The following is a 14397-nucleotide window of genomic DNA, read 5'->3' on the forward strand; positions in this document are numbered from 1 at the left end:
AGCCCCGACGCCATTCGCCCTAAGACTCCACGTGCTCTTCCGGACGACGGGCACGCCTTCCGTCCGTCGGCGCCAGTTGCAGGAAGATGGCCGCCGCCAGCATGGCCATGATGCCAATGGTGAAGAACGTCAGCTGGAACGCACCCAGGGTGGTTTCCACGCCTTCGGCGCTGCCTGCTGCCGTGAAACCGCCCAGCAGCGCACCGGCACAGGCCACCCCCAGGCTCAGCGACAGCTGGGCGACCACCGACAACAAGCTGTTGCCGCTACTGGCGCTGGCATCGTCCAGGTCGATCAGCGTCACCGTGTTCATGGCAGTGAACTGCAGGGAATTCACGGCGCCCAGCAGGCCAAGTTGCACCAGCAGCAGCCAGTACGGGGTCTGCTCGTCCACCAGGCCCAGGCCGGCCAGCAGTACGCCCAGCAGCACCGTATTGCCGGTCAGGATGATGCGATAACCAAGGCGTTCGATCAGCGGCCTGGCCACGGACTTGGCGACCATGGCCGCCGCCGCCAAGGGGATCATGCTCATGCCCGCCTGTGCCGGTGAATAGCCAAGCGCTACCTGCAGCAGCAGCGGTACCAGGAACGGCAGTGCCCCGCTGCCCAGGCGGGCGAACAGGTTGCCCAAGATACCGATGGCGAAGGTACGTACCCGGAACAGGCTGGGAGAGAACAACGGCTCCGGGTCGCGCCCGGCCCGCAGCCAGTAGGCCGCCAGGCAGGCCATGCCGGCGAACAGCAGCAACATGACGCGCAAGTGCGGCAGGTGCAGCTCGCCCAGGCCTTCCATGGCGATAGTGATCAGCACCATCGCGGCGCCGAACAGCAAAAAGCCCGGCCCGTCGAACGTAGTGCGCTCGGCGCCGCGCAGGTCGGGTATGAACTTCCAGACGGCGTAGCAGCCCAGCAGGCCGACCGGCAAGTTGAGCAAGAAGATCCAGTGCCAGCTCAGGATCTCCACCAGCCAGCCACCTACCGTCGGGCCCAGCAATGGCCCGAGCAGACCGGGGATGGTGATGAAACTCATGATGCGCACCAGTTCGGTGCGAGGGTAGGCACGCAGCACCACCAGCCGGCCGACTGGCAGCATCAGCGCCCCGCCGAGCCCCTGCACGATCCGCGCGAAGATCAAAAAGCCCAAGCTGTTGGCCACCGCGCACAGCAACGAACCGAAACTGAACAGCAAGATGGCACTGAAAAAGATGCGCTTGGTGCCGAAGCGGTCGGCGATCCAGCCCGAGGCGGGGATCAGCAAGGCCACGGTGAGCATGTACGAAATGATCACACCCTGCATGCGCAGGGGGTCTTCGGCCAGGGAGCGGGCCATGGCGGGCAGGGCGGTGTTGAGAATGGTGCCGTCCAGCGACTGCATGAAGAAGGCGATCGCCACCACCCATGGCAGCCAGCGGGCGGTGATGGGGTCGAGCGGGGTGCGTTCGGGCATGACGTCCTCGTCTGTCTGTACTGGCCTCTTCACGGCGAACGCCGCGCCTACGGGGCAAGGCAGGCGTGGCGACCGCCATGAAGGGGCCGGCAAATTCCAATCACAATGTCAGCGTCAGCGCTTTGACCAGCGCGCCCGGCAAATGACTCGATCCGGTACTGCGTTGCCCATAGGTACTGGTGGAGAGGATCAGCTCCCGCTCGCACGTCAGCGCCTCCAGTTGGTCGCCCAGCAGGTTGTACAGGCTGTCATCGAAGCGCATCGTGTTGACCGGCCCCTGGATCTGCCCGTCCTGCACCCAGAACGTGGCGAAGCGGGTCAGGCCGGTCATGCGCGCTGCGGGCAGGTCGGAGTAGTTCAAGTACCAGAGGTTACTGATGTAAAGGCCGGTGCCTAGCCGCGCCAGGACCTGTTCCCGGGGTAATTGGCCGGGTGCGAGGCTGAGTGCGCAGGGCGACTCGTAGCTGTCGGCACCATTGGCCAACACCCCGAATTCGGCTGCGCTGCGCGCGCAGGCCAGGCGTTGTGCTGGTTTGCCCTGCTCGATCAGCGCCACGTCCAGGCGCGGTGAACCTTCGTCGGAGAACGCCGGGCTCAATGAGCCGCTGACCTGCTCGGTGAAGCTGATCAGTGGGCTGAGTGTGGCATCACCGCTGTACAAACGCTGCAAGGCACTGCTGCCGGTCGCCAGGGCCTGCGCCGAGAAACCGCCCCAGCACAGCATGCCGGCGATTTCGTCCATGGCCGCAGGCGCCAGGTAGGCGCGGTAGCTGCCGGGTTGGAGTACCACCGGCGCACGCCCCAAGTGGCCCAACTGCGCCCGAGCCTGGCGCAGGCGAGCGGTAAAGTCGTCGGCGCGCCATACCTGCCCGGCATAGTTGGCCTTGACCGCCTGGCCGCTCTCGTGGAACAGGCTCCAGTCGATGTTGAAGCTATTGGCCTGGTGCCAGCCAAAGGCGCCGAATGAGCTGGCGAAACCGCGCCAGATCGGGCCTGCGGCATAAATGCCGACCAGGTCTAGGTCACCGGCTTCCTGTTCCAGCAGGGCCAGCACCTCATTCAGGTCGGGCAGGGCCTGCGTCTGTTGGCTGTCACTGCGCCAGGCACTGTCATCCAGGCTCAGGTACGGGTCTGCTGCCAGCAGTGGCAGGATCTGGCGCAGTTGCGACAGGGCGTCGAGCAAGCGCTGACGGTCCAGGTGCCTATCACCGCTAAGGGTCAGCTGTTGCTCGGCCTGACGACCGGCGTGGATCAGACGCAGGTGAGCACTGGCCTGGCTTACCTCGCCCGCCTGACGGACCTTGGCGTGGTTCAAGCGCACGAACTGCGACTGCTCGGCGCTCAACCCCAGGGTGTAGTGTTCGCCTGCCTGAAGGGCAGAGCCCAGGGTGTCGATGAGGGATTGGAAGGCCTGTTTCATCATGCATCTCCTCCAAACACGTCGATGGCGCTGAACACGCAAGCCGGCGAGGCGTGGCCGACCCGGATCACCTGGTTGGGCTCGCCCTTGCCGCAATTTGGGGTACCCAGGACCTGGAAGGTGCTGCGGTCGCCGACGGCGGCCAGGTTGCGCCAGAACCGTGCGGAGATGCCGCGGTAGTTGGGGTTCTTCACGATGCCCTTGAGTTCGCCATGTTCGATCAGTTGGCCCCATTCGCAGCCGAACTGGAACTTGTTGCGCGCATCGTCGATGGACCAGGACCGGTTGGTGCGCATCAGGATGCCATGCTCGATTCCTGCGATCAGTTGATCCAGGGACTGATCACCCGGCTCGATGTTCAGGTTGGCCATGCGGTCGATCGGCGCCCGGTTCCAGCCGCAGGCGCGGCTGTTGGCCACGCCGCCCAGACCAGAGCGGAACTGGGAAAGGGCACCGCCCAGCGGGCGCAGCAGCACGCCGTTCTGAATGAGAAATTGCTTGCTGGCCGGCGTGCCATCGTCGTCGTGGCTGTAGCTGGCCAGCTCTTCGCTCAAGGTCGGGTCGAAGGTTACGTTCAGCAGGGAGGAACCATATTGCAACCGGCCAAAGTCGGCGGCTTTGACGAAGCTGGTCCCGGCGTAGTTGCGCTCGTCGCCCAGGATGCGATCCATCTCCAAGGGGTGGCCGATGGACTCGTGGATCTGCAGCATCATCTGGTCAGGCATCAACAACAGGTCGCGCACGCCGCTGGGCGTGTTCGGCGCCTGCAGCAATTGCAGGGCCTGGTCGGCAACCTGCCGGGCAGCGCCCCTCAGGCCGCAGCGCTCGATGATTTCGAAGCCACCCTGCTGACCGAAGTTCTCCCTGCCCAGGCTGCGGCTCTGGCTGTCCTGGCCATCGCTGGCCGTCACCGCCAGGCCAGGGAACAGAAAGCGCTGGGCCTGGCGCAGTTCGGCACCGGCCGAGTTCAGGTACGTCTGCTCCACCAGGCTCATGCCAAGGCTCGCCTGCCAGTCCACCAGGCGTGAGTCCGACGGCACGCTGGCCGATTCTTCGGCGAGCAGGCCAAGGCAGTCGGCAAGGCCCGGCATGGGCTGGTCGAAATGAGGCGAGAGGTAATCGTGACGCCCGGTGGGCACAGGCTGATCGCGCAGGTCCAGCAGGCTGTAGCGGGCAATCTGTCGAGCGAGGTTTTCAGCCTGCTCCAATGCGCGCTGAAGGCCGCTTTGGGACAGATCGGCCGTGGCAGCGTAGGCCTCCACCCCGTTGATGCGCACGGTCAGCATGGCGCCCTCGTCCTGGCTCAAGGCAGGCGGTTCGGCAACGTTACGGCGCACGGACAAGGCCTGGTGCGACTGTCTGACATGGCGCAAGGAAAACAGATCGGCCGTGCTGCGCAGGGCGGCGAAGCGCTGGCGCAGCAGGGTGCTGGAATCGAACATGGACAAGCCTCCGGATACACGGTGGCCCCCTGGAACCACGCGCTGGGCAATGCCAAGGCGGGCCGCGCTACGGGCTCGGGCAATGCCGGGTCATTATGGCAGCCTGCTGATGTGCTGGTCAGGCATTAACGGTCGTTTGCGTTGCTGCGAACCCCTAGTCGGCTTCTTTTTGTATGGCAGCCTTGAGCAGTGCGTGCAAGTGCACTGCCACAGGGTGCGCGGTGTCCGTCAACAGGTAGATGCCGTGCGGGGGAAGCGCCGGCAGATCCTGGTCTTGCAAAAAGACGAGCGCGTCGTCGGCTTCGAGCGCCTCGATGATGCCAACTGCCAGGCCACTTTTGACGCAGGCCAGTACCGCATGCCAGTTGGCACTTTCCAGCAGGATACGGTACGCGATGCCTTTGGCTTTCAATGCCTGGAGCGCTGCCTCCCGGTATGGACAGCCCTTTAATTGCAATGCCAGGGGTAGCGGGCGGCTGTCATCGCGGATGAAGCCCTTCGCGGCAGCCCAACGGGGTCCTGTGGAGCGCAGCCAGTCACCCTGCTGGATCTGCTCGCTGCTGACCGCCACGGCCAGGTCCAGCTGCTGCCTGGCAAACAAGTCCAGCAACTGCGCGCTGGAGCACGCCACAGCTTCCAGCTCCATCTTCGGATTACTGGCAACGAACACCGGCAGACACTCACTCATGAGCGTGGCGGCATAGCCGTCCGGTACTCCTAGACGGACTTTGCCGGTCAGCTGCCGGGGAGACAGCGTCGCCAGCAGCTTGTCGTGGGCGATCAGAAAGCGTGTCGCCTCGCCCAGCAGATGCCGGCCTGCGGGCGTGAGCGCCACCGCCTGGTTGCTACGCGCAAACAGCTGTTGGCCAACCTGCTCTTCGAGCTTTTGTATCTGCGTGGTCACCGCTGAAGGGCTGCGATGGACATAGTCTGCCGCTGCGTTGAAACGACCGAGTCGAGCCACGGCCTGGAAAGTTCTCAACACATTGATATCTAGACCTTTGCCCATGAAACCACCTGATTTGGCTGGATCGAATCAGCACTTCGATTTAATCAACTGTACAGGCTTTATAGCCCCTCTTAACGTGAGGTCAAAGCGTGCGCCACTGCCGAAATGCAAAGGAATGATACGGATGAGCCTGAACGACTTTGTTGTAGACGCTCTTGTGCATACCCCTTCCTATCAACGGGCACGGTTATGGTCCGTCGAAAACCACGAGAAATACTCAACCCTCGCGCCGCCTGAACAGGGCACTCAAGACACCTACCGCTTCAACCACGAGATATTTTTGCTCATGCGCGCCCTCAACGAGCAGGGCTTGAATGAACCTGGCTTGTGCGCCGATGCGCAAGGCAGGGGACCACTGCGCAGCGTTATTGGTGATGTAGCACAACGACTGGCTGCTCTAGGCCGCGACCGCAGTGCTCATTACGTTGAACTAGGGCCGGAACCGGTCAAGAGTGCTTGTTTGCTCAAGCATATGGCTGACACCTGTACGGCCGTTCGCTACACCGCCATCGACATCAATCAGACTTCCGAACCGGCCATGAGGGATGCCCTGTGTCCGATCCTGAGCGCCCAGGGCAGCTTCAACTATATCGCTGCCGACTATCGCACCGTGACCCGCGAAGCGTTGCATCCTGATGAGGACATCACACTGATTACCTTGCTGGGCTTCCAGGAAGGCAATGAATGGCCGGTCAGTACGGGCAGACTGATTCGTACATTGGCCTGCAAAGGGACCTACGTTCTTTCTGAAATGCAGGTATACGAGCCTGGCCTGGAGCAAACCATTCTCGGTTTCTACGCCAATGCCAATATGGTTCAGTTCTCCCGTTTGGTTGCCCTGCAACAAGGTTTCTGCCCCATGGCTGAGCATGAAGCCTTGCTGGTGCCCCTGCGCATACTCGACGAAACCGTTTATGTGGCAGTCACCTTGCAGCCTGTCCTACACGGGCAAACAGAGGGGTTTCTGTTGACCAACATCTGTCTGAAATTCACCCCGGAGCAGTTTCGCCGCACCCGGGCTCGGCATTGCAACTGCAGGGTGGTCGATGAATTTGCCAGCGGTGATGGTTCGGTGCGCTATCAGATCGCTGAATACCTCCAATAGCGTGATCAAACGGAGATAGACGTCATGAGCCATTCGAATACCTTGCCCTTGTTCGAACGCGGCCTGGGCCGAATCAAGCTGGCGCTCAAGTCGACCTTCAAGGGCGCGCCTCGGCCATCAACGGCCTGTTCTGACGGTCACGCTTGCTGGCGGGACGATCTGCTGCAGCCAGTGGGGCCTGCTATTGCAGACATCCGTACGCTGGGCGAACTGGGATACAGCCAGAGCCCACATGCGAGCTTGGCCGTTGATACGATCACAGGGGTTGCGGCGGTTCATCGGCTGTTCACACCTGAGTGCGTCACCATTTTGCAAGACATCTGCGCACGCCTGGAGCACGTGGCAGGTGACAGTGACTGGATCATTTCCCGGCGCACGCGGGGGGTGACGGCACGCTCGCCGTTTATCAACGACATGATGAGCAGCCGTGCATTTCTGTTGGCTGTCTCGCGCATCGCGGGCGTGCCACTGGTGCCTTATCCGATGCTCAATGCCCGCTCGCAGGTCAACTATTACTACCCGAAACCGCCCGAGCAACAGCAGCAAAGGGGCATGTGGCACACCGACGGCACGAACTATGTGTTGAACATCGTGTTAACGGGACCGGCCAGTTATACCGGCGGCGAATTCCTGTATCACAATGGCACAGTCGATACGTTCGACGCCTTGGACTACCGGACCTTCGAAACGGCGCATCTGAACGCATCGGGCGATGCGCTGTTCATCTTCGGCAGTCGGTTGTTCCACGGTGTGCGACCGGTACTCAGTGGGCGACGAATGTCGCTCGTGTTGTCCTTTCATTGCCCTTACTTCAACGACGATTCCAACCGCTTCTGGCACTTGGCGTCGGATGACGGCATCCCTCGAACACTCCCCAATTGGTTAGCCTTGCGATGGGCGCTCCATCGATCGGCAGCCCGTCACTACGCCAGGCTGGGTATCGAACCCATCACCTTCGAAGAATTACGTCAGACAGGGGCGTGACCATGCCTTCGAGTGCGCTCTACATGCTGGTCTTGCAAGTTGTCTTTGTCCTGTCCTGGAGTTCCGGTTTCATTGGCGCACGGCTCGGCACGCAGGATGCAGGCGCGGTGAACTTGCTGTTCTGGCGCTTCCTGTTGGTCAGTTGCTGTCTGTTGCCGTTTGTATGGCATCGATTACGCAACCTGTCCTGGGCGCAAGTTCGCTACAACGCGGTCATCGGATTTCTGGCCCAGTTCGCGTACTTGATAAGTGTCTACATTGCCATACGCGGTGGCTTGCCGGCGGGGATAGCCGCAATCATTTGCGCGCTGCAGCCCCTGATCACGGCGGCGATGGGCAGCGCGGATCAGCAGGAGCGAAGCGGCAGGCAGGAGTGGCTTGGGCTGGTACTTGGGTTTGCCGGTGTCAGTGTGGTGATTCTTGGTGAATACCGCCTGTCTTCCACCCGGCTCGAACCCTGGCTGTATGCGCTACCGCTGATTGCCGCGATCACGTTATCAATTGCCACCGTCTACCAACGGCGACAGTCGGTCATGGGCACGGATCACAGTAAAGAAGGCTTGTTGATGCCGCTCTTCCTGCAATCGAGCGCGACGCTGGTACTGCTCAGCGTCACGGGAGTGCCGTTGCGCCTGATTGAGCTGCCCGGCAGCGCTCAGGTCTGGGTGGCGGTGGCGTGGTTGACGTTGTTTTCGACCTTCATCGCCTACCTGAGCCTGTGGATACTTTTGACCAAACTGTCTGCCACACGGGTGTCCGCGTTGGTTTACCTGGAACCCCCTGTAACGCTCATTTGGGCGGCGTTGATGTTCGGCGATGCCATTCACTGGACGACCTATCTGGGTATCGCGATAGTCGCCACAGGCATTGCCATCACCCCCACCGCTCGACGTGTGCGGTCGTCAGGGGAGTGCCCGCAACGATGAGCGGGTTTGGGCCACCTTCTAGAACCACCCTGGTTGCATGTTCAAGCTGGTGTCATCGCGCGCCTCGAGCAAAGCCAGGTCTGCATGGCAGCCCGGTATTTCGCAGGTAAGGAAATACCGGGCTGCCTGCAGCTTGCCGAGGTAGAAGTCGCGGTCAGTGGCGCAGCACTGAAGCAGACCGAGTTCGGCATGAATCGCCTGTTGCAGCCAGCGCCAGCCAATCACGCAATGGCCGAAGACCTTGAGGTACAGGGTCGAGTTGGCCAGGGCGCCGGCAACCTTGCCTTGGGCCAGGTCGCCGAGCAGGGCCAGGGTGACACCTTGCAAGCGGTTGACCAGCTGCTCCAGGGGATGGCGCAGCGGGTCGAGGACGGGATGATGGCTGGCGCGCTCGCCAGTGACAGCGATCAGGCGCATCAAGTGTTTGAGCCCGGCCCCCCCGTTCTGGGCCAACTTGCGGCCCAGCAGATCGAGCGATTGGATGCCCTCGGTCCCTTCGTGGATGGGGTTCAGGCGGTTGTCACGGTAATACTGCTCGACCGGGTACTCCCGGGTATAGCCGTGCCCACCGAGAATCTGGATGGCCAGTTCGTTCGCTTTCAGGCAATACGCCGAGGGCCAGGATTTGACGATGGGCGTCAACAGGTCGAGCAACGCCTGGGCCTGCTGGCGAGTGTTTTCATCGGGTGCGGTGTGGGTGTCGTCGAACAGCCGCGCCGCATACAAGCCCAGGTCGAAAGCGCCTTCCACATAGGCCTTTTGCGCAAGCAGCATCCTTTTGACATCGGTGTGCTCAATGATCGGGATGGCCGGGCTTTGCGGGTCCTTGTTGTCGGCTGATCGGCCCTGTGGACGCTGACGCGCATAGTCCAGCGAGTACAGGTAACCGGCGTAACCGAGCATCACCGCGCCCATGCCGACGCCGATGCGTGCTTCGTTCATCATCTGGAACATGCAGGCCAGGCCCTGGTGTGGCTGGCCGATCAGATAGCCCACGCACTGGCCGTTGTCGCCGAAGTTCAGCGCAGTGGACGTGGTGCCGCGCCAGCCCATTTTGTGAAACAGCCCCGCAAGCGCTACGTCGTTGCGCGAGCCCCGGCTACCGTCGGGCCCGACCAGGTACTTGGGCACGATGAACAGCGAGATGCCTTTGACCCCCGGTGGGGCGTCCGGCAGTTTGGCCAGGACCATGTGCACGATGTTTTCCGACAGCTCATGGTCACCGCCGGAAATAAAAATCTTGTTGCCCCTGAGCCGGTAGCTGCCGTCACCGGCAGGTTCTGCGCGGGTGCGGATATCGGCCAGCGAAGACCCTGCGTGGGGTTCGGTCAGCGCCATGGTGCCGAAGTAGCGGCCCTCGATCATCGGCTGCAGGTACAGGCGCTTTTGTTCTTCGCTTCCGAAGCTCTCGATCAGGTTGGCCGCGCCCATGGTCAGGAACGGGTAGGCGGTGGTGCCGGCGTTCGCAGCCTGGAAATGCGCAAAGCAGGCTTGTGACACAAGGCTGGGCAACTGCATGCCTCCGACCTCGAAGTCGCGGTTGGCGTTGAGGAACCCGGCTTCAAGAAAGGCATCGACGGCAGGCTTGACCTCTGGGATCAGCTCAGCGCGGCCGTCTACATAGCGCGGCTCGTTTTCGTCAGCTTTGCGGTTGTGGGGCGCGAAGTATTTTTCGGCGATGGTGCGCGCAGTGGTCAGCGCAGCGTCGAAGGTTTCACGGCTGTGCTCGGCAAAGCGAGGGCGCTGTATGAGGCTTTCGGCGTCGAGGACTTCATAGAGTTCGAATGCCAGGTTTCGGGTGCTAAGCAAGGTCTCGGGCATGACGGCGGTCCTGGGGCACAATGCTGCGAGTGTAGAAGCGGGTTGGATGGCGAGGACAGGTTAATAGGTCTGGGTGATATGGCGTGAGAAAAGTAAAGCCCGTGGTGCCGCAAGCCACTTGCGATACCACGGGTCACACCACCGCTATTGGACGGGCGCCGCTGCTTAGCCAGGTTGTCACTGCGGCAAGATGGCGACCATAAAAAAGGGAGAGCCCGAGCTCTCCCTTTTCTTCGACCTTCAGCGTTAGCCGATGGTCATCAAGCTGGCGTTACCCCCAGCCGCCGCAGTGTTCACACTCACCGCACGCTCGATGACCAAGCGCTCCAGTGCAATCTGATGATCGCCGCTGGACAAGCCGTGTACCCCGACGATGGCACCGGCACGCTTGGCCACCTGCTGGCAGACGCTGCGCAGCTGGTCCGAATCGCCGTGATGGATCACGGCATCGAACGCCACTTCGTCCTTGTTCCAGTCGGGTACCAGCTTCACCTTGGCCTGCAAGTCACGGGGCAGTCGGGCGCGCAGGGCCTTGCCCGGTTCGCCGTCGGCCCACACCGCCGAGCTGCCTACCGCGAGCACCGCAGCGAACTGCGCCAGCAGGTCGGCTTCGTTGTCAGCCAGGCACAGCACGTGTTCGCGCGGCAGGATGGTGTAGGTGTTGCGCTCGCCGGTCGGGCCTGGCAGCAGACGGGCGATACCGCTCTGCGACTGGCTGGCGAACTGGCTGCACAACACGGCAAGGTCGGACAGCTGATTGCTCTCGGCCCACGCCTTCAGCGCGTGGAGCGGCTTGACCAACTGCTCGTGCAGTGCGCGGTCTGGCTTGGCTTCGCCGTCCTGGTGCTGGAAGTGGCTGCCGATGGCGTCCGCCGGGCGGGTCGACAGCAGGCGGTACAGGTACAGCGGACCGCCGGCTTTCGGGCCAGTGCCCGACAGGCCTTCGCCACCGAACGGCTGTACACCTACGACGGCGCCGACGATGTTGCGGTTGACGTACATGTTGCCGGCATGGGCCGACTCGACCACCTTGGCGATGGTTTCGTCGATACGCGTGTGCACACCCAGGGTCAGGCCGTACCCCGAATTGTTGATCTGCTCGATCAACTGGTCCAGGTTGCGGCGGTTGTAGCGCACCACGTGCAGGACGGGGCCGAAGATCTCGCGCTTGAGCTCGTCGAGGCTGTCCAGTTCGATCAGGGTTGGCATCACGAAGGTGCCACGCTTGATCTCGGCACTGTCGGCAATCGCCACCTGATAGACCGAGCGGCCTTTCTCGCGCATGCCCTGAATGTGCTTCTCGATGCCAGCCTTGGCTTCAGCGTCGATCACCGGGCCGATGTCCACGGCCAGCCGGTCCGGGCAACCGAGCCGGCTTTCGGCCATGGCGCCCTTGAGCATCTCGATCACGCGGTCGGCGGAGTCTTCCTGCAGGCACAGTACGCGCAGGGCGGAGCAACGCTGGCCGGCACTGTCGAAGGCCGAGGACACGACATCGATCACCACCTGCTCGGTCAGGGCCGAGGAGTCGACGATCATCGCGTTCTGGCCGCCGGTTTCGGCGATCAATGGCACTGGGCGACCCTGGTTATCCAGGCGACCCGCCACGTTGCGTTGCAACAGGCGCGCCACTTCGGTGGAGCCTGTGAACATCACGCCTTTGACGCGCTCGTCACCCACCAGCCCAGCACCGACGGTTTCGCCGCGGCCCGGCAGCAGTTGCAGGACACCTTCCGGAATGCCGGCTTCGAGCAGCAGGCGCACCGCCTGGGCGGCGATCAGCGGGGTTTGCTCGGCAGGCTTGGCCAGTACCGGGTTGCCGGCGGCCAAGGCTGCGGCTACCTGGCCGGTGAAGATCGCCAGCGGGAAGTTCCAAGGGCTGATGCACACCACAGGGCCCAATGGGCGGTGGGCATCGTTGCTCAGGTCGTTGCGCGCCTGGACGGCGTAGTAGCGCAGGAAGTCGACGGCTTCGCGCACTTCGGCGATGGCGTTGGCGAAGGTCTTGCCGGCTTCGCGGATCAACAGACCCATCAGGGGCTGGATCTCGGCTTCCATCAGGTCGGCCGTGCGTTCCAGGATGGCGGCGCGCTCGGCTGGCGGGGTGGCCTGCCAGATGGGCGCTGCGTTGAGTGCGCACTGGATGGCATTGTCGACGTCTGCAACGGTCGCTTCCTGAACGTGGCCGACCACATCGCGGTGATCGGCAGGGTTCAGAACCGGCGTTGCCGCACTGTCACTGGCGGTGCAGGCCAGCAGCGGGCCGGCTTTCCAGTCGTTGTTGGCGGTGGCCAGCATGGCGCAGGACAGCGAAGCCAGACGGTGCTCGTTGGCCATGTCGATGCCGGCGGAGTTGGCCCGCTCGGTGCCGTACAGGTCACGCGGCAGTGGAATGCGGGGGTGTGGCAAGCCGATGCGGCCTTCCTGGGTACCCATGCGCTCGATGCTGGTGACCGGGTCGGCGACCAGTTCCTGGATGGAAATGGATTGGTCGGCGATGCGGTTGACGAACGAGGTGTTCGCGCCGTTTTCCAGCAGGCGACGAACCAGGTAGGCCAGCAGGGTTTCATGGGTGCCGACCGGTGCATACACGCGGCAAGGGCGGTTCAGCTTGCCATCGGCGATCTTGCCGACCACCTGTTCGTACAGCGGCTCACCCATGCCGTGCAGGCACTGGAACTCGTACTGGCCGGGGTAGTAGTTCTGCCCGGCGATCTGGTAGATGGCCGACAGGGTATGGGCGTTGTGCGTGGCGAACTGCGGGTAGATGGCCTCGGGTACGGCCAGCAGCTTGCGGGCGCAGGCGACGTAGGACACGTCGGTGTAGACCTTGCGCGTGTAGACCGGGTAGCCCTCCAGGCCTTCGACTTGGGCACGCTTGATTTCGCTGTCCCAGTAGGCGCCTTTTACCAGGCGGATCATCAGGCGGTGGCGGCTGCGCTTGGCCAGGTCGATCACGTAGTCGATCACATACGGGCAGCGCTTCTGGTACGCCTGGATGACGAAACCGATACCGTTCCAGCCGGCCAGTGCAGGCTCGAAGCACAGGCGCTCGAGCAGGTCGAGGGACAGCTCAAGGCGGTCGGCTTCCTCGGCATCGATGTTCAGGCCGATGTCGTATTGCTTGGCCAGCAGGGTCAGCGACAGCAGGCGCGGGTACAGCTCTTCCATCACCCGCTCGTACTGGGCACGGCTGTAGCGTGGGTGCAGGGCCGAGAGCTTGATCGAGATGCCCGGGCCTTCATAGATGCCGCGGCCGTTGGATGCCTTGCCGATCGAGTGGATGGCTTGCTCATAGGATGCAAGGTACTTCTGGGCATCGTGCTCGGTGAGTGCCGCTTCACCGAGCATGTCATAGGAATAACGGAAGCCCTTGGACTCGAAACGCGTGGCGTTGGCCAGTGCTTCGGCAATGGTTTCGCCCGTGACGAACTGCTCGCCCATCAGGCGCATGGCCATGTCCACGCCCTTGCGGATCATCGGCTCGCCGCTCTTGCCGATGATGCGGGTCAGCGAGGAGGTCAGGCCCGATTCGTTGTGGGTGCTTACCAGCCTGCCCGTTAGCAACAGGCCCCAGGTGGCGGCATTGACGAACAGCGACGGGCTGTTGCCCAGGTGCGGCTGCCAGTTGCCGGTGCTGATCTTGTCGCGGATAAGGGCGTCGCGGGTGCCTTTGTCGGGAATGCGCAGCAGCGCTTCGGCCAGGCACATCAGCGCCACGCCTTCCTGCGACGACAACGAGAATTCCTGCAGCAGGCCTTGAACGATGCCGGCCCGGCCCCCGGTGCTCTTCTGGTTGCGCAGCTTCTCGGCGATGCCGGCAGCCATCTTGTTGGCCGCATCGGCAAGCGGAGCGCTCAGGCGCGCCTGCTCCAGCAGCATCGGCACCATCTCCTGCTCGGGCCGACGGTAGGCGGCGGTAATGGCCGAGCGCAGCACCGACTGCGGCAGGATGCTTTCGGCGAACTCCATGAAGCTCTGGTGACCCTGCTCGGGCTGCACGTCGCCGGCTTCATCGTTCAGGCCGAGGGTCTGGCCATTGATTTCGGTCAGGGTCGCGCCACCCTCGAGCTTCTCCAGGTAGCTGAAGATCGCTTGCTTGATCAACCAGTGCGGCGTGCGGTCCACGGACAGCGCAGCGGCCTTGAGTCGTTCACGGGTAGGGTCGTCGAGTTTGACCCCAAGGGTGGTCGTCGCCATTTCTTATCCTCATTATTGCCACGAGTGTGGCTTAAGCTGGCGA

Annotated in this window: 9 protein-coding genes; 3 read left to right on the forward strand and 6 right to left on the reverse strand. The window is 62.8% G+C overall.

Going from position 1 to position 14397, the window contains the following annotated elements:
* Positions 1-19: 19 nt before the first annotated feature.
* The 4 genes from mdtD to NMB38_RS01915 form a co-directional block, all read right to left on the reverse strand.
* Positions 20-1447: a multidrug transporter subunit MdtD gene (gene mdtD, locus NMB38_RS01900; protein ID WP_023533030.1), complete on the reverse strand. Its 1428-nt coding sequence runs from the start codon at positions 1445-1447 to the stop codon at positions 20-22.
* Positions 1448-1547: 100 nt separating this feature from the next.
* Positions 1548-2867 (reverse strand): TldD/PmbA family protein, encoded by a 1320-nt coding sequence (locus NMB38_RS01905; RefSeq protein WP_049696720.1) that lies wholly within the window; start codon positions 2865-2867, stop codon positions 1548-1550.
* Positions 2867-4309 (reverse strand): TldD/PmbA family protein, encoded by a 1443-nt coding sequence (locus NMB38_RS01910; RefSeq protein WP_028687239.1) that lies wholly within the window; start codon positions 4307-4309, stop codon positions 2867-2869. The genes NMB38_RS01905 and NMB38_RS01910 overlap by 1 nt, the downstream gene beginning before the upstream one ends.
* 154 nt (positions 4310-4463) lie before the next feature.
* Positions 4464-5318: a LysR family transcriptional regulator gene (locus NMB38_RS01915; protein WP_027914000.1), complete on the reverse strand. Its 855-nt coding sequence runs from the start codon at positions 5316-5318 to the stop codon at positions 4464-4466.
* Positions 5319-5442: 124 nt separating this feature from the next.
* Between NMB38_RS01915 and NMB38_RS01920 the strand changes: the two genes are divergently transcribed.
* From NMB38_RS01920 to NMB38_RS01930, 3 genes are read left to right on the forward strand one after another with little or no spacing between them, the layout of a single operon-like run.
* The gene (locus tag NMB38_RS01920; RefSeq protein WP_490805804.1) at positions 5443-6423 is read left to right on the forward strand and encodes a hypothetical protein; all 981 of its coding nucleotides are present in this window, start codon (positions 5443-5445) and stop codon (positions 6421-6423) included.
* Between the two features lie 24 nt (positions 6424-6447).
* Positions 6448-7407, forward strand: coding sequence for a hypothetical protein (locus NMB38_RS01925; RefSeq protein WP_027913998.1), 960 nt, complete (start codon positions 6448-6450; stop codon positions 7405-7407).
* 2 nt (positions 7408-7409) lie between these two features.
* Positions 7410-8333: a DMT family transporter gene (locus NMB38_RS01930; RefSeq protein ID WP_345956518.1), complete on the forward strand. Its 924-nt coding sequence runs from the start codon at positions 7410-7412 to the stop codon at positions 8331-8333.
* Between the two features lie 18 nt (positions 8334-8351).
* Here NMB38_RS01930 and NMB38_RS01935 read toward each other — a convergent pair whose 3' ends face one another.
* Positions 8352-10154, reverse strand: coding sequence for an acyl-CoA dehydrogenase (locus NMB38_RS01935; RefSeq protein WP_236166019.1), 1803 nt, complete (start codon positions 10152-10154; stop codon positions 8352-8354).
* A 246-nt stretch (positions 10155-10400) separates the two neighbouring features.
* On the reverse strand, positions 10401-14354 hold the full coding sequence (gene putA / locus NMB38_RS01940) for a trifunctional transcriptional regulator/proline dehydrogenase/L-glutamate gamma-semialdehyde dehydrogenase (protein ID WP_027913995.1): 3954 nt from the start codon (positions 14352-14354) through the stop codon (positions 10401-10403).
* Positions 14355-14397 lie beyond the last annotated feature (43 nt).

The sequence above is a fragment of the Pseudomonas sp. FBCC-B35 genome, from assembly GCF_059133755.1.